Source organism: Macrococcus capreoli (genome assembly GCF_025628935.1).
GTDB lineage: Bacteria > Bacillota > Bacilli > Staphylococcales > Staphylococcaceae > Macrococcoides > Macrococcoides capreoli.
In genome coordinates, this window is sequence record NZ_JAOTIS010000010.1 from 23035 (window position 1) to 38056 (window position 15022).

The 15022-nt window shown below is 35.4% G+C and carries 17 protein-coding genes and 1 pseudogene; 9 read left to right on the forward strand and 9 right to left on the reverse strand.

Features of this window, described 5'->3' with window-relative positions; genetic code table 11:
• The first annotated feature begins 25 nt into the window (after positions 1 to 25).
• Together OCL94_RS08530 and OCL94_RS08535 are read left to right on the forward strand one after the other, a co-directional pair.
• Entirely contained in the window at positions 26 to 1051 is a 1026-nt protein-coding gene (locus tag OCL94_RS08530; protein ID WP_262996500.1) for a YihY/virulence factor BrkB family protein, read from the forward strand.
• A 59-nt stretch (positions 1052 to 1110) separates the two neighbouring features.
• Complete coding sequence (locus OCL94_RS08535) at positions 1111 to 1686, forward strand: beta-class carbonic anhydrase (protein WP_262996501.1); 576 nt, start codon at positions 1111 to 1113, stop codon at positions 1684 to 1686.
• A gap of 90 nt (positions 1687 to 1776) precedes the next feature.
• On the opposite strand, the gene OCL94_RS08540 is transcribed toward OCL94_RS08535, so the two are convergent.
• From OCL94_RS08540 to map, 5 genes are all read right to left on the reverse strand, one after another.
• A complete protein-coding gene (locus OCL94_RS08540) occupies positions 1777 to 2406 on the reverse strand; it encodes a response regulator transcription factor (protein WP_262996592.1) in 630 nt (209 codons plus the stop codon).
• A complete protein-coding gene (locus OCL94_RS08545; RefSeq protein WP_262996502.1) occupies positions 2402 to 3424 on the reverse strand; it encodes a sensor histidine kinase in 1023 nt (340 codons plus the stop codon). The genes OCL94_RS08540 and OCL94_RS08545 overlap by 5 nt, the downstream gene beginning before the upstream one ends.
• A complete protein-coding gene (gene liaF / locus OCL94_RS08550; RefSeq protein ID WP_262996503.1) occupies positions 3421 to 4116 on the reverse strand; it encodes a cell wall-active antibiotics response protein LiaF in 696 nt (231 codons plus the stop codon). The genes OCL94_RS08545 and liaF overlap by 4 nt, the downstream gene beginning before the upstream one ends.
• Positions 4117 to 4159: 43 nt before the next feature.
• Positions 4160 to 4528, reverse strand: a complete 369-nt coding sequence (locus OCL94_RS08555) for a hypothetical protein (RefSeq protein WP_262996504.1) — start codon at positions 4526 to 4528, stop codon at positions 4160 to 4162.
• Positions 4529 to 4630: 102 nt separating this feature from the next.
• The gene (gene map, locus OCL94_RS08560) at positions 4631 to 5386 is read right to left on the reverse strand and encodes a type I methionyl aminopeptidase (RefSeq protein WP_262996505.1); all 756 of its coding nucleotides are present in this window, start codon (positions 5384 to 5386) and stop codon (positions 4631 to 4633) included.
• A 175-nt stretch (positions 5387 to 5561) separates the two neighbouring features.
• Here map and OCL94_RS08565 point away from each other — a divergent pair, with 175 nt between their 5' ends.
• Positions 5562 to 6557 (forward strand): FUSC family protein, encoded by a 996-nt coding sequence (locus tag OCL94_RS08565; protein WP_262996506.1) that lies wholly within the window; start codon positions 5562 to 5564, stop codon positions 6555 to 6557.
• Positions 6558 to 6637: 80 nt separating this feature from the next.
• Here OCL94_RS08565 and scdA read toward each other — a convergent pair whose 3' ends face one another.
• The 4 genes from scdA to murT form a co-directional block, all read right to left on the reverse strand.
• The gene (scdA, locus tag OCL94_RS08570; RefSeq protein WP_262996507.1) at positions 6638 to 7315 is read right to left on the reverse strand and encodes an iron-sulfur cluster repair di-iron protein ScdA; all 678 of its coding nucleotides are present in this window, start codon (positions 7313 to 7315) and stop codon (positions 6638 to 6640) included.
• Between the two features lie 81 nt (positions 7316 to 7396).
• The gene (locus OCL94_RS08575; RefSeq protein WP_262996508.1) at positions 7397 to 8530 is read right to left on the reverse strand and encodes a TIGR04053 family radical SAM/SPASM domain-containing protein; all 1134 of its coding nucleotides are present in this window, start codon (positions 8528 to 8530) and stop codon (positions 7397 to 7399) included.
• A 222-nt stretch (positions 8531 to 8752) separates the two neighbouring features.
• Positions 8753 to 9481 carry a lipid II isoglutaminyl synthase subunit GatD gene (gene gatD / locus OCL94_RS08580; protein ID WP_262996509.1) on the reverse strand — a complete coding sequence of 243 codons (729 nt, stop codon included), beginning with the start codon at positions 9479 to 9481 and terminating at the stop codon, positions 8753 to 8755.
• Positions 9474 to 10793, reverse strand: coding sequence for a lipid II isoglutaminyl synthase subunit MurT (gene murT, locus OCL94_RS08585; RefSeq protein ID WP_262996510.1), 1320 nt, complete (start codon positions 10791 to 10793; stop codon positions 9474 to 9476). The genes gatD and murT overlap by 8 nt, the downstream gene beginning before the upstream one ends.
• Before the next feature lie 178 nt (positions 10794 to 10971).
• Between murT and OCL94_RS08590 the strand changes: the two genes are divergently transcribed.
• The 6 genes and pseudogenes from OCL94_RS08590 to OCL94_RS13315 all read left to right on the forward strand — a co-directional run bounded on the left by OCL94_RS08590 (position 10972) and on the right by OCL94_RS13315 (position 15014).
• On the forward strand, positions 10972 to 11472 hold the full coding sequence (locus OCL94_RS08590) for a ferritin (RefSeq protein ID WP_262996511.1): 501 nt from the start codon (positions 10972 to 10974) through the stop codon (positions 11470 to 11472).
• Between the two features lie 152 nt (positions 11473 to 11624).
• Complete coding sequence (locus tag OCL94_RS08595; protein ID WP_262996512.1) at positions 11625 to 11861, forward strand: FeoA family protein; 237 nt, start codon at positions 11625 to 11627, stop codon at positions 11859 to 11861.
• Positions 11854 to 13848 carry a ferrous iron transport protein B gene (feoB, locus tag OCL94_RS08600; RefSeq protein WP_262996513.1) on the forward strand — a complete coding sequence of 665 codons (1995 nt, stop codon included), beginning with the start codon at positions 11854 to 11856 and terminating at the stop codon, positions 13846 to 13848. The genes OCL94_RS08595 and feoB overlap by 8 nt, the downstream gene beginning before the upstream one ends.
• A gap of 11 nt (positions 13849 to 13859) precedes the next feature.
• A complete protein-coding gene (locus OCL94_RS08605) occupies positions 13860 to 14033 on the forward strand; it encodes a FeoB-associated Cys-rich membrane protein (protein WP_262996514.1) in 174 nt (57 codons plus the stop codon).
• A gap of 81 nt (positions 14034 to 14114) precedes the next feature.
• A pseudogene (locus OCL94_RS13310) lies at positions 14115 to 14675 on the forward strand (3'-5' exonuclease); the annotation flags it as partial.
• A gap of 18 nt (positions 14676 to 14693) precedes the next feature.
• Complete coding sequence (locus tag OCL94_RS13315; RefSeq protein ID WP_411268495.1) at positions 14694 to 15014, forward strand: BRCT domain-containing protein; 321 nt, start codon at positions 14694 to 14696, stop codon at positions 15012 to 15014.
• The last annotated feature ends 8 nt before the right edge of the window (positions 15015 to 15022 follow it).

Consider the following 15022-nt stretch of genomic DNA (forward strand, 5'->3'; position numbering starts at 1 on the left):
TTTTAAATTATGATGAGGTGATTTTATGACGAAAGAACAAAAAAGCACCTCTAAATTCTTGACTCAGGCTGCTAACAGTCCTGAGTCAAATCATTTAGAGGATGATAACAAGCAATCGTTACTGAGTAATTCAGACGAGAACTATGTTTCAAATCAAAAGTTCAAAACGAAACAACCAAAGAAAGATAATGAAACGTTTTACGTTTCTAAAATTAATAAACCTGCTAAATATAAAGAAAATGGTAATTTCTTAAACAAATTATTATTCAGAATTGGTAAAGACGACGCATCAGGACTTTCAGCACAACTTGCATATTACTTCTTACTGTCTTTATTCCCAATGTTAATCTTCTTATTAACATTGATTCCTGTGTTTAATGTTAAGCCTGAAACGATTACTGACTTGATTGCTCAAAATGCACCAGGTGACACTGCAAAAATGATTACAAATATCATTAATGACGTGATGAATAACGCCAACGGTGGATTATTATCATTTGGTTTAATCGCTGCACTATGGTCAGCGTCAAACGGTATGACAGCATTAATGAATGCATTTAATGTATCTTACGAAGTTGAAGATGCACGTAATCCAATCGTATCTAAATTATTAAGCGTATTATTTACTGTCATTATGGTAATAGTATTCGGTGTTGCACTTGCCTTACCTATATTTGGTGAGCAAATCGGTAACTACTTATTTGGACATATCGGCTTAGGTGATCAATTTAAATGGGTATTCAATTTAGTGAAAATCGTATTGCCGGTCATTGTAACATTTGTAGTGTTTACAACACTTTACGCACTAGCACCTAACATTAAATTAAAATTTAAATCCGTTTTACCTGGCGCTTTATTTGCGACTGTTGTATGGTTAGGCGCGAGTTTCTTATTTGGATTCTACGTTAACAATTTCTCTAACTACTCTAAAACTTATGGTAGTATCGGGGGCGTCATCGTATTAATGTTATGGTTATATTTAACTGGCTTTATCATTATTATCGGTGCCCAAATTAATGCAATTATTCATAAAGATAAAATCAATGCATAATTGCATTCGTTTATATTAAAATTGATATAGATTAAATTTAATGAAATCGAGGGAGAAATATGACGTTACTATCAAGTATTCTGGCATTCAACAAGAAATTCGTCGAAGACAAAGCATATGAAGCTTATGCAACTTCTAAAAACCCTGAAATGAAAGCAGTAATTCTCACTTGTATGGATACGAGATTACAGGAACTTTCTCATAAAGCACTCGGCCTTAAAAATGGCGACGTTAAAGTCGTGAAAAACGCCGGTGCAACAATTACGCATCCTTATGGTGCAACAATGAAAAGTTTACTTGTCGGTATTTATGCATTAGGTGCGGAAGAAATTATTATTATGGGGCATAAAGATTGTGGCATGTGCCAAATAGATGCTGATAAAGTAATCAATACGATGACACAACGTGGTATTAAACAGGAAACGATGGATACGTTAGACCATGCTGGCTATAATGTTAAACAATTTATCAGTGGATTTAATGATGTGAACGAAAATGTATACCACAATGTAGATATGGTTTATAATCACCCACTATTCGATAAATCAGTCCCAGTACACGGTTTAGTGATCGAACCCCATACCGGTGAATTAGAATTATTAGTAGATGGCTATGATAAAGTGATTAAGAAATAACGTAGTTAAGCAATAAAGTAATTAAAAATACAAATTGATATAAATAAAAACAGGCGAAAATTTCGCCTGTTTTTATTTTGAATATTATTTTTATTCTATCAAATCATGTTGGAAAGCATAAATCACTGCCTGCGTTCTATCCTGCACTTCCAGCTTGCTAAGTATATTACTAACGTGTGTCTTGACGGTCTTAATTGTGATATGACTCGCATCTGCAATTTCCTGATTCGAATAGCCTTTAGCAATCAATAGCAATATTTCCTTCTCACGTTCCGTTAGCATTTCATGCAGTTCTGCTTTCTGATTCATACGATATCGCATCTTCGCCATAACTTCTTTCTCAAAGACCGATTCCCCTGCATACGTCTTATATATCGCATCACGAATTTCTTCTGCACTACTCGTCTTCAATATATAACTATCTACGCCTGCATCTAATGCGCGATACACTTCTTTGTCTTCAATAAAGCTCGTTAACATGATCACTTTGACCGCTGGCAGTTGCGCTTTAATATGCATCGTCGCTTCAATACCATCCATTTCATCCATGACCATATCCATCAATACAATATCCGGCTTTAATGTTAATGTCTTTTCAATACCTTCTTTACCATTGCTCGCTTCACCAACAATTTCGATATTCTCCTGCATTGATAAATAACTTGAAATCCCTATCCTTACCATTTCATGATCATCTACAAATAATACGCGCATATTAATCCTCCTTGATTGGCACTTTGACTTCTATTCTTGTGCCTGCTTGTGGTGCAGAAATCACGTTACACGTTCCACCTATTTCTAATGCTCTTTCTTTCATTGTATGTAAACCGTATCTAGTATCATCGACTTGATTCATATCAAATCCTAAACCATCGTCACTGATACGTAGAATCACTCTGCCGTTTGTTTTAAATAATTCTATCGTTATCGTCGTTGCTTTAGCATGGCGTAGCGTATTGGATATAGACTCTTGCGCAATTCTAAACAAGTGATCTTCAATCCCTTTTTCTAGTTCAATCTCTTCAATATCTGTCGTAATCTGCATCGGTATTTTCTGTTTTAATTCTTTAATCAACTGCATTAACCCTTGCTCTAACGTCTTATTCTTTAATCCTACCGGTCTTAAATGAAGTAGTAATGCACGCATTTCTAATTGAGATTCGTGCAGCATCTTTTCGAGCAATGCAAGTTGCTTCATTACTGGTTCTTCATGCTTTGCAGACTTTAACGCTGATAACATCATACTTGCTGCAAATAATTGCTGGCTAACTGAATCGTGCAGTTCTCGTGCCAGTCTCTGACGTTCTTCTTCTACGATTTGTTTGACTGTCGCTTCATTTAAAGTGTGAACATCATTAATGACAAGCTGATTTTGGCGCTTAATATCTTCAATCGTGTGACTTACTTTCTCAAGTGACTTCATGATTTCAATGACTTCAATATCATGATTTAAATTATTCACATGTATCTTCTCTCCACCACCGAGACGTTCAATCATTTCCTGAATTTCAGCAAATTGCTCATTTTGGCGATAAGCTAAAATTGATCCCATAATAATACATGCTAAAATGACGGTCACATTTAAAAATAAAATTGCTGGTACGCCTACAATTTGTGTATAAAACATACCTTGAAAATAAATAATATTAACAAATATTCTATCTAAAATGAAAAATATGATTGCAAGACTATACGTTAAAATTAATAATGAACCGATCATACGTGTATAATTGTTCATCGGTAATGCACCTCTAAATCACCAACAATAGATGAAACAAACAATTTAATTACGACGTTATTCGCATAAGCATCAGATTCATACATTACACGCTCATTGCGCGCTTTCTTCGTATACTCATCTTGAATCGTTAATTCTCCGTACATCGTTGTATAGTCTACTTTCACTTGATATCGATACGGTAAAGTAATCGTCGTCTTACCTATCATATTTCTGACAACGACAATATTGCTCTCTTTTAAATTGGCTGCCTGACTTAAATCAATATTAATATCACCGACAGCGTGTTGTAAGTTCATATCTTCAAACTTATACACTTTATCGGGTGTCGACTGAAAGCTAAATAATGATTGTTTATTAATAATCATCTTATCAGCTTCTGTTTGAATGACTTTCATCGGTTGACGTTTATAAATAATATAACGAATGGCTATTATGATGATAAAACTAAATAAGACAATTAATGTATAAGGATTGGAGAGTAAGCCAAACATTAACATGATTAATCCTATCCATAATATGATAAGCCCTCGTAAATTCTCTTTCATTTGCTGACTTAGATAAATGAGCGCGATTGCAACAACGATAACGAGCAACATACCAATCTTTACAAAGAAAATATAATAAAGATTGGATAATAGGATTAATGTCAGAAAGATGATGAGCATCTCTGAATTGATGATTTGTTTCACTTATTCACTCCCCTTCTTTGAATTGCTTCCAGTTTGTCTGTGCCTATTCACTTTGGTGACAGCCTCTCACATTTGATAATAACAGGATTTCATACTGTATATTGCGTTTTTCCTCTTCTAAGTTTAACAATAATGCTTCAATTTCATCAATATCATTATCCAGCGCATTAATTTTATTAATTAAAGGCAGTCGATTATTCTTTAAATGTTCAGTCGGTTTAATTTCATGTGTTTCAAGCTCTGTTTGTATTTTCACTTTCTCATGAGTCAGTTGCTGAATTTCGTTCTGTTTCACATTTTTCAATCCATTAATATCCGCTAGACGTTTATAAGCAGATGCCGTTTTAAAATACATAAAATTCTGTATGCATGTTTTTACTGTGTTGTTTAAATATTGTTTTATTGTTTGCATAACCATACCTCACAATGATTGTAGTCTATACATTATAAAAAAATTCCACGGACTGTGTAAGCGTCCGTGGAATGATTATTGACTACAACTAAAGTTGTATGACTAGTCTTCTAATTGTGTTAATAATAATGGGCCATCTTGCGTTACAACTAATGTATGCTCAATTTGCGCAACATAACTTCTATCTTTCGTTTCAAATGCCCATTCGTCTTTACCATCTGTAACAATCGTTGCTTTTGATGAAATAAACGGCTCAACTGCAAGTACCATCCCTTCTTTGAGCAACGTTTTATCCATTGGATCATAGTAGTTCATAATGTGTTTCGGTTCTTCATGTAAGCTTTTTCCGATTCCGTGACCCGTTAAATTCTTAATCACTGTTAAACCATTTTTACGTGCTGTTGCATTAACTGCACGACCAATATTGCTTAATTTCGCACCTGGTTTAATTTTTGTCATCGCTTCGTTAAACGCCATTTCAGCACAATCGATTACTTTTTGTTTTAATGGATCTGTCACGTCACCTACTACAAATGAAATACCTGTGTCGGCATAATAACCATTTTTACATGCTGATACGTCAACGTTTACTAAATCCCCATTATTAATCACACGTGTTCCTGGAATACCATGGGCTACTTCTTCATTCACACTAATACAAGTGTAGCCTGGGAAGTCATATTCAGTTATCGGTGCAGATTTTGCACCATATTGCTCGAATAAGTCTTTCGCAATATTATCTAGTTCTTTCGTCGTCATTCCTGGTTTCGCTTGATTTTTCAGCTCATCACGAATAATAGCAACGATGCGTCCAATTTCTTTTAATCCTTGTAAGTCTTGTTCTGATGTTACGATCATGATTATCTCTTCTTTCACTTAAATTTGTAATTAATAAATGATACTAGAAAATATTAACTATCAATTGCACTTAATGTATTGATTATTTTTCATATTAACAATATCATATATTCGTCACTGTATATTATAACAAAGATTATGCAGTATACTACTTTTAAAAAATTGGGTTGATATTATGAAAATAAAATGGACGAAAAAAATAATCGGTGCACGTACGATTAAAACAGGTTTAGCAACATTTCTAACAGCATTGATTTGTCAGTTATTTCACTTGCCGCCTATCTTTGCAGTAATCACATCGATTGTGTCGATTGAACCGACTGCCCGTGCATCGCTCAAAAAAGCATTTGTCAGATTTCCAGCTTCTATACTCGGTGCATTTATTGCCGTGATGAGTACCTACTTCTTAGGTGAGTCACCGCTCAGCTTCAGTATTGCTGCAACACTTACGCTATACATTTGTTATCAATTAAAGTTATATGACGGCATGCTTGTCGCAAGTCTTACTGCGGTAGCGATGGTACCGAATATTCATCAGGACTTTGCGTTTAATTTCTTTTCACGTTTAGCAACAACAACAATCGGGTTATCAACTGCAACGATTGTGAATTTCTTTGTACTACCTCCAAAATATCATACACAAATTGCCAGCTTAATGGATATATTAGAAACGAAGTTAATGAACATGCTGATTCAACGTTCATCTGAAATCAATGCGGATTTAGCAGATTTAAGCGGTACTCTTCCGATGATGGAACAAACAAATAAACTTATCGCTAAAATTGATACATTGCTTGCATATGAAAAAGAAGAAATGCATTTCCACAAAAATTTAGAAGTCGAATATGAGTTGACACGATTACGCCATCGTCTTGATGTCAATCGTTTAATTCAACTCCATATTAATCATATGATTCTTATTCCGAATGGTACTGAGTTTATTATGACGAATGATGAGAAAGATGCAGTGAATCAACTAATGCAAGCTTTCAAATCGTTTGGTGAAGATAGATCTTATGTGCCAGACAAACCTTCACTCAGTTTACTGAAAAATAGCGTTAAACATTTAACTGAGTTTGATAATAATCAGATGAAGAGTCATTATATTTACGAACTGTTAATGATTAACCGACTCCTGAGTAATCATCCTAACAAAAAGAAACAGGTCTGAAATTCAAAACTTTCAGCCTGTTTCTTTTTTATTTCTTTTTTATTCATTCTTTTTATTCTTTTTCAATTTTATTCTATTTGTTATTTAATACGCTCAAACAACACATTGTTTTCTAAATGCACATGTTGGAAAGTGTCACGTTCCAGCATTGCTAATCGTTGATATACGACTCTAAATGTACCACACGCATCCATTGGTGGTGTAAAGTCATTCGTAATTTCACGCATGCGTTTTAAGATATTTCCTGCTCCGTCATGTTCTGTTTCAAGTTCAACGATATGAGGTGCAAGCTCAGCTTTCAATGCTTCTGTTGGATTGTTAGTATAGTCAATCACTAATGGGAATACATTCTCATCTTCATCTTTTGTATGAGCTAATAATTCATCGCGAAGTTTCATCGTTAATTCTTTTAATTCTAATAAATGTGGATGATTATCTCCATGTACTTTAGCTACTTTCGTAACATAAGGCATTAAATTTTTAAATTCTTCTGCAAGAGGTTTATGGAATTTATTCTGAATGTAATTGATAAGTGCCGCATTGTCTAAATATTGTACGTCTAAAGTACTTTCACTACCGTTATCCAGTGCATTAATTTCTTCTAATAATTCATCAAGCGGCTTGCTTTTCTCGTTAATTGCTTCTTCAAGTGGAATGTTGCCTCCACAACAAAAGTCAATTCTATTACTTCTGAAAATATCCGCTGATTTTGGTGATTGTTTAACGATATCTGAAACGAGCATGTCTTTCGTAATCATAATTATTTCCTCCGTTTTTTTATTTAATTACTCTAATAAATTGTTTCAACCTTTTTATTATTTATTCATTATTTCATAATACTAATTCGCTTGTTTTAATTTTCTTTGAAGCTGTATCCATTGTTTCGGTTGATATACACAATACGGTTCTGATTCCATATAGTCTCCAGTTACCGCATATGCACGACTTCTTGAGCCACCACATACATATCTAAATTCACACATACCGCATTTCCCTTTAAATAAATCAGGATTGCGTAAATTTTGTAAGATTGGTGAGTTAACGTAAATATCGCTCAATGGCTTTTCTCGAATGTTTCCACATGAAACAGGCAGTAAACCACTAGGGTAAACGTGACCTAAATGCGACACGAATACGAAGCCATTACCATCGTTCACACCTTTTGGCGCACGGCCTAAACCGTCGATTGTATTAATATCCATCGTCGTTAAACTATCTTCATACTTAATGGCATCGAATGTTCCTGATTTCTTCATTTCACGAATTTGTTCTTGTAACACGACGCGACGATAGTGTTGCGCAGACGTTGTCTTAATACCAAATGAAGCAGTTTTACGCAGTTTGTTTAAGAATCGGAAGACTTCTTCATGTTGAGCTGGTGTAACCATATCGCTTTCTTTTCCTCGGCCTGTTGGTACTAAGAAGAAGACTGACCACAGTACACACCCTAAATCTTCTACCATTTGAGCCATTTCTTCTAAATAATCGATATTATATCTACTGATAACCGTGTTAATTTGTAGCGGCATCTTTAATGCTTTTAAATATTGAATTGCGTTCATCGTTAAATCAAAGCTGCCTTCTGTTCCTCGGAAGTGATCATGAATTTGTTTGTTCGGGCCATCTATACTGAAAGCCCAACGAGAAAGTCCAACCTCTTTCGCACGTTGCATATTCTCTTTTGTGACATTAGGTGTAGCACTCGGTGTCATTGAAACACGTACACCACGATTAACTGCGTAAGCTGCAAGCTCAAATATATCTTCACGCATTAATGGGTCTCCACCCGTGAAGACTAACATCGGGCCATCCATTTGGGCGATATCATCAATCAAAGCCTTACCTTCATCCGTTGACAACTCATATGGATTACGATTAACTTGTGCTTCTGCTCTGCAATGCAGGCAATGTAATTCACAAGCACGTGTGACTTCCCATATGACGATAAATGGTTTCTCGTTATAATCTATCATCCATAACCCTCCTCGTAACTTATACGTTGATTATACACTTAAAAGATATATTTTAAATACATCTTTAAAAGAATTTGATATTTTGTCACATAAAATTGGCACGAAATTTATTTGTTTCGTGCCAAAACTATGGATTTGGCACACTCTTCTTAATTTTCGTGCCAAAATCATAAAAATGGCACGATTCTTATAAAAACCGTGCCAATAAATAAATTCTATATTTTATTTCTTCTCTTCCATCAATCGCTTTACTATCACTTGCTTCGCCGCTTCTTCCACTCGGTTGTCTAACTGAACGTCAGGAAAGTCCATTCCAATACGCTCACAAGATTGTCTTAGTAAGTAATCCGTAATTTCATGGTTCTTCGGTAAAATCGGTCCATGTAAATACGTACCTAACAAATTCTTATAATGAATGCCTTCTTTTTTATCTGTATCATTATTGCCGTAACCACTTACTACACGACCTAACGTATTGTAATCATGATATGTTCTGCCGCCATGATTCTCAAACCCTACAATTTGACCAAATGTTTCAGATTCAATCACGATATTCCCAGTTAATCTATCTTTCTTAGATTCTGTATAGAAGTCTAATATGTGCAGACCTTTCAACTCATTACCGTCAGGTGTCACATATTTCTCACCTAGGAACTGATATCCTCCACAAATCGTCAGCGCTGGCATTCCGTCTTCAATCGCTGCTTTAAAGTCATCTTTTACACGGAACAAGTCATCTGTAGCAATCTTCTGCTCACGGTCACTACCTCCACCGATAAATAATATATCGGCATCACTAATTTTAATGCCTTGTGTTGTGTTTACATCTGTCACCTTCACTTCTAAACCACGCCATTTCGCACGTTGTTTCAAAGCGATAATATTTCCGATATCACCATATAAATTCAATTTATCCGGCATAAAGTGGAAAATTTCGATGGGTCTATTCATGTCCTTTACCTCCTTCAAAAAAAGCATTTAACGCTTGGTGCATCGGTTCGAGCGATGTGTAGTTCGGAATACACACCGTATATTCAGGTCGTTTAAGGATTGTTGCCGTTGCTTCTTTAATATTCTGATTCACTTCAATTTGTGCATCAATTTCTGCGTATTTCAAACGTAATGCAATTTCTTCAGCACGATTCCCAGTACACATTATATACGGGATATTTTGACGTGTGAGCTTCTCGAAATCCGCATCCCAAATCCAAGAAATATCGCGGCCATCAGCACCGTTATCATTTAAAGAAATAATATAAGATTTCTCACCTTGAATCTTTTCACCTACTGATAAACTTGCATTAAGTCCTGCTGGATTCTTCGCTAAGTTAATAATCGCTTGTTTCTCACCTTTAACAATGTTCTGCATGCGTCCATTATCACTAGCATAAGTTAAGAAACCTTTTTCGATGGATTTGTCATTTAACCCTAACTCACGTAATACTGCATATGCCGCAATAATATTAAATACGTTAAAGTCCCCGGCAATCTTCATATTAAACGTATGTCCATTAATCGTCGGATTTAAAAACGGCGTTTCAGTTAAAGCTTCAACTTCGTATTTCGGTGTATTTCGGTTAAATCCACATGAACATGTGTAATGCCCGATTTGATTGTAATGTATCCAGTCATATTGCAGCATCTTCCCACAATTCGGACAATATTTACTTTCAATCATCGTACTTTCTTCAAAATCATGTATATGATCTTTCATGCCGTAATACGTTACATTATTACTTGCAATCTTTAAACGTGAAACGAATGGATCATCAGCATTTAAAATCAGCTCAATCCCTTTACCTTTAATATGGTCTGCAATTCTATCAACTAAAATATCAATTTCCCCAAAACGGTCCATCTGATCTCGGAAGAAATTTGTAAACACCATTTTTGTTGGCGTCATTTCATTTAACACACGCGGAATTGACCCTTCATCAATCTCAATGATGGCAAGTTTCGTATCTTTAGAAGATTGTACGATAAAGCTTGATGTAATACCTGCAGCCATGTTCGCACCTTCTGTATTATGAATAATTTTAATATTATTTTGTTTTAATGTATGTCCGATTAAATTACTTGTCGTTGTTTTTCCGTTCGTTCCAGAAATAAACACAACCTCTTCGACTTCAGCACTTAATTTTCGTAAGATTTGTGGATCTATTTTACGTGCAATCTGACCCGGTAAATCTGTACCACGTTTACCTGCCATAATGCTTAAACGTCGCGCGGCTTTCGCCATATTTTTAGCAGCAAATTTTTTCATAGTAACCTCCTATAATTAACACTTTATTATAGCATTACATTAATTTTTCTCATAAATATTTGTAGCTATTTTTATAAATATGATACACTTTCAACAATCTAACAATTATATTATATAATTATGTTATTCACTCTCATTGTATTATAATGGAATTATCTTAATCAATGGAGGGATTATCATGCTTTCTCAAGAATTAACAGCAGCACTTAATAAACAGATGAATGATGAATTTGCAGCAGCTCATGCTTATATGGCAATGGCAGCATATTGCGCTGCAGAGAGTTACGACGGCTTTGCGCATTTCTATGAACAACAAGCAGCAGAAGAAAGATTTCATGGTACAAAGATTTATAACTATTTAAATGATCGTGATCAACATGCGAAGTTCACAGAAATTCCTGCACCTAAAACAGATTTTACAAGTGTACTGGATACTTTCGAATCAGGCCTGGCACAAGAACAGCAAGTGACATCGAGTTTCTATCACTTAGCTGATATCGCAAGAAATGATAATGAATACTCAACGATTTCTTTCTTAAATTGGTTCCTGGATGAACAAGTTGAAGAAGAAGCCATGTTCAAGAAACACATCGATTATATTAAACGCATTAAAGATGATGCTAACGCACTTTATCTTTACGAGAAAGAATTGGGTGCACGTACATTTAATGAAGCGTAAACTAATTAGCTATCAACACGGTAATAAATGAATTACCGTGTTTTTTATTTTGTCGAAAAAAAGGGCATTCCCTACTTGTTTATGTATAATTTAAGTGATATTCTATACGTAAATGATAATCAATATCAATTAAATGAAGAAGGTGTCTTTCAATGGTACATATCGCCAACGCTACACTTGGGCGTACATATAAAATTAAATCGATGATCTTTGATAACCCGATGGTCATGCATCGCTTACATGCGCTAGGATTTACTGAAGGCAGCGAAATCAAAGTACGTCAAAAGAGTTTATTTAAAGGCCCCTGCACTTTAGATATTAATGGTCAACACGTATGCATTCGAAATTGTGATGCGTGTAAGATCTTACTGGAGCAAATCAATGAGTAGTCAGTCATTTTGTATATTAGGTAACCCAAACGTTGGGAAAACGTCGCTATTCAATTCACTTACCGGCAGTTATGAATATGTAGGGAACTGGAGCGGTGTTACTGTAGAGAAAAAGGTTGGTAAACTTAAAAGTAATGCAGGACAATTGATTGATTTACCAGGAATTTATGATTTGTTACCACTGTCAAAAGATGAAACAGTAGTAACAAATTTTTTATTGAATGAGCACTTTAATGGCATGATTAATATTATCGATGCAGCTCAACTGAAACGTAATTTATTGTTAACGATTCAGTTGATGGAATACGGTGCGCCGATGATGATTGGATTAAACATGGTCGATGTTGCAACGAAACGTGGTATTAATATTAATATTGATTTATTAATGAGAAAGCTGAAGACGCCTATTATTCCTGTAATTGCACGTACTGGACGTGGCTCATCTGAGGTGTTACACGCTTTAGGCGATACGCTATCACAAAATCGCCCATTGAAAATTACATACGACAGTCAAGTTGAACAAGCCATTTCAGAAGTAATTCAATTATTACCGAATGATTTACCGCTCGCCAATAAACATTACCGCTTCTTAGCGATTCAATATTTGTTGAATAATCCATCTGTTGAAAGTTATTTACCTGAAGCAACGTTATCGCAGTTATTGCCAATTAGAACGCACCTTGAATCTCAGCTTGTTACAAGCTTAAAAACGAGTATTCATCAAACCCGTGTTGCATATATTGAGCAATTAGTTGATGGTGTAATCACATATCCGAATGAAGAGAAGCAGTTTTTAACTGAACGTTTAGATAAGATTGTCACGCATAATATTTTCGGTATTCCAATTTTCTTATTTTTAATGTGGCTTATCTTCCAGACGACGTTCACATGGATTGGTACCCCACTATCTGATCAACTTGATGCATTCTTTGCTGGACCATTAACGGACACTGCAAAATCAATCATGCAGCAAATGGGTATCGTACCGTTCTTACAAGATTTAGTGACTGACGGTGTTATTGCTGGGGTTGGTGGCGTTCTTGTCTTCGTCCCTCAAATATTAGTGCTATTCTTCTTCATTTCGTTACTTGAAGATTCAGGGTACATGGCGCGTATTGCAGTCATTATGGATAGAGTGATGGAAGTATTCGGTTTAAATGGTAAGTCATTTATACCGATGATCATCGGTTTCGGTTGTAACGTACCTGGCATTATGGCGGCGCGTAGTATCGAAGAAGAGAAAGAACGTCTGACAACAATACTCATTGCCCCATTTATGTCGTGTTCAGCGCGTTTGCCGGTATATGCATTATTTGCAGGCGTATTCTTTAAAGAGAACCAGGCACTCGTTGTCCTTAGTTTATATGTGATTGGTATTGTCGTTGCTTTACTTGTAAGTTTAATATTATCTAAGACTGTTCTGAAGAATGATACATCGATCTTTATCGTTGAATTACCACCATACCGTTTACCGTCATTAAAGACGTTATGGAGAAGTACATGGGAAAAAGGTAAAGGTTTCGTTAAAAAAGCAGGGACATTCATCTTCGGCGGTTCAGTGTTAATCTGGTTACTGAACTATGCAGGCCCTGGTGGATTTGGAGTGGATATTGAAAATAGCTTCTTAGCGATGATTGGTGGCGCAATTGCGCCATTCCTAGTCCCTTTAGGCTTTAGTTCATGGCAGGCAGGCGCAACGCTAATACCAGGATTTTTAGCGAAAGAAGTTGTCGTAAGCGCGATGGCGATTATATATGCCGTAAAAGATGATGCGTTAGTATCAATGATTCATCATCAATTTACACCACTTTCAGCGTATGCATTTATGTTATTTATATTGCTCTACATTCCATGTTTATCTACAGTTGCTGCGATAAGAAAAGAAACTTCTTCATGGAAATGGACATTCGTCGCGACTGCATATCCACTAGCAACAGCGTATATATTAACGATGCTCGTTTACCAAATTGGAAGATTATTTATATAGGAGGTTGAATTATGGCATTATTTTTTAATATATTATTATTTGCATTAATCTTTGGCTATGCATTCTACACTTTATATAAATTCTTCAAGAAGTCTAAAGCTGGTAAATGTAATAGTTGTGACTTAAACGATAATTGTGGGTGCGATACATTACATCAAATAGATTTTGATAACATAAAGAAATAGAGAACAAAAATGAGTGCGAAGTGCACTCATTTTTATTTTGACATTAAACATGATAAAATACGTTAAATCTAAAAAAGAGGGATGTTTATGAATCAGTTTATCGCATTAGACTTTGAAACAGCGAACGGAAACCCCGCTTCCATTTGTAGCGTCGGGATGGTGAAAGTCATTGATAACATGATGACTGAGACGTTCTATACAACGGTTAATCCGGAAACATATTTTAGCGAATCGAATATAAGAGTACACGGCATTCATCCGGAAGATGTTACGGATGCACCGACATTTAAGACGGTATATCCATATATGCTAGACTTCATTGGTGATTTACCGATTGTTGCACATAATGCGCAGTTTGATATGCGTGTGTTACATGCCTCTATCAATAGATATCACTTTGAAATGCCGACTTTACCCTACTTCTGTTCAGTCATTATGGCGCGTGATACGGTGCAGAATCATAGCCATAGCTTAAAGAATATGATGAAGTATTATAATATCGACTTTCATGGGCATCACCATGCTTTAAATGACGCGAAAGCGTGTGCGATGATTACAGTACGACTCCTTAAACATTATGACAATTTAGACGACTATTTAAGATTAAAACGCCGAAAAAAATACATAAAAAATATATCTACCACTTCAAAAAAACAAAGTATGTCCCGTTATCAGCAGGAACTTTCGAGTATAGTACCGGAGCAAGACAAAATTGATACAAGTCATCCGTTCTACAATAAGCGCATTGCTATTACCGGCACGTTGCATAAAGCGCGTAAACATATCGTCCAGTACATCGTTAATTGTGGCGGGACATATACTGATGATATCGACAACATTGATTACTTTATTATGGGTAAACAAAAAAACGCACAACCTTCAAAGAAAGAAGGAATCGTGCGCAATAAAATCGCTTTAGGTCAGGATATTATCATTATGAATGATGATAAGTTACAAGCGATGATTGCATTTTACCAATAGAATATATA

Excerpts from the sequence above, each read along its gene's own strand:
- OCL94_RS08530 (WP_262996500.1), top strand. The coding sequence starts at position 26 with ATGACGAAAGAACAAAAAAGCACCTCTAAATTCTTGACTCAGGCTGCT.
- OCL94_RS08535 (WP_262996501.1), top strand. The coding sequence starts at position 1,111 with ATGACGTTACTATCAAGTATTCTGGCATTCAACAAGAAATTCGTCGAA.
- OCL94_RS08545 (WP_262996502.1), bottom strand. The coding sequence starts at position 3,424 with ATGAACAATTATACACGTATGATCGGTTCATTATTAATTTTAACGTAT.
- OCL94_RS08555 (WP_262996504.1), bottom strand. The coding sequence starts at position 4,528 with ATGCAAACAATAAAACAATATTTAAACAACACAGTAAAAACATGCATA.
- map (WP_262996505.1), bottom strand. The coding sequence starts at position 5,386 with ATGATCGTAACATCAGAACAAGACTTACAAGGATTAAAAGAAATTGGA.
- OCL94_RS08565 (WP_262996506.1), top strand. The coding sequence starts at position 5,562 with ATGAAAATAAAATGGACGAAAAAAATAATCGGTGCACGTACGATTAAA.
- scdA (WP_262996507.1), bottom strand. The coding sequence starts at position 7,315 with ATGATTACGAAAGACATGCTCGTTTCAGATATCGTTAAACAATCACCA.
- OCL94_RS08575 (WP_262996508.1), bottom strand. The coding sequence starts at position 8,530 with ATGATAGATTATAACGAGAAACCATTTATCGTCATATGGGAAGTCACA.
- gatD (WP_262996509.1), bottom strand. The coding sequence starts at position 9,481 with ATGAATAGACCCATCGAAATTTTCCACTTTATGCCGGATAAATTGAAT.
- murT (WP_262996510.1), bottom strand. The coding sequence starts at position 10,793 with ATGAAAAAATTTGCTGCTAAAAATATGGCGAAAGCCGCGCGACGTTTA.
- OCL94_RS08590 (WP_262996511.1), top strand. The coding sequence starts at position 10,972 with ATGCTTTCTCAAGAATTAACAGCAGCACTTAATAAACAGATGAATGAT.
- OCL94_RS08595 (WP_262996512.1), top strand. The coding sequence starts at position 11,625 with ATGGTACATATCGCCAACGCTACACTTGGGCGTACATATAAAATTAAA.
- feoB (WP_262996513.1), top strand. The coding sequence starts at position 11,854 with ATGAGTAGTCAGTCATTTTGTATATTAGGTAACCCAAACGTTGGGAAA.
- OCL94_RS08605 (WP_262996514.1), top strand. The coding sequence starts at position 13,860 with ATGGCATTATTTTTTAATATATTATTATTTGCATTAATCTTTGGCTAT.
- OCL94_RS13315 (WP_411268495.1), top strand. The coding sequence starts at position 14,694 with ATGTCCCGTTATCAGCAGGAACTTTCGAGTATAGTACCGGAGCAAGAC.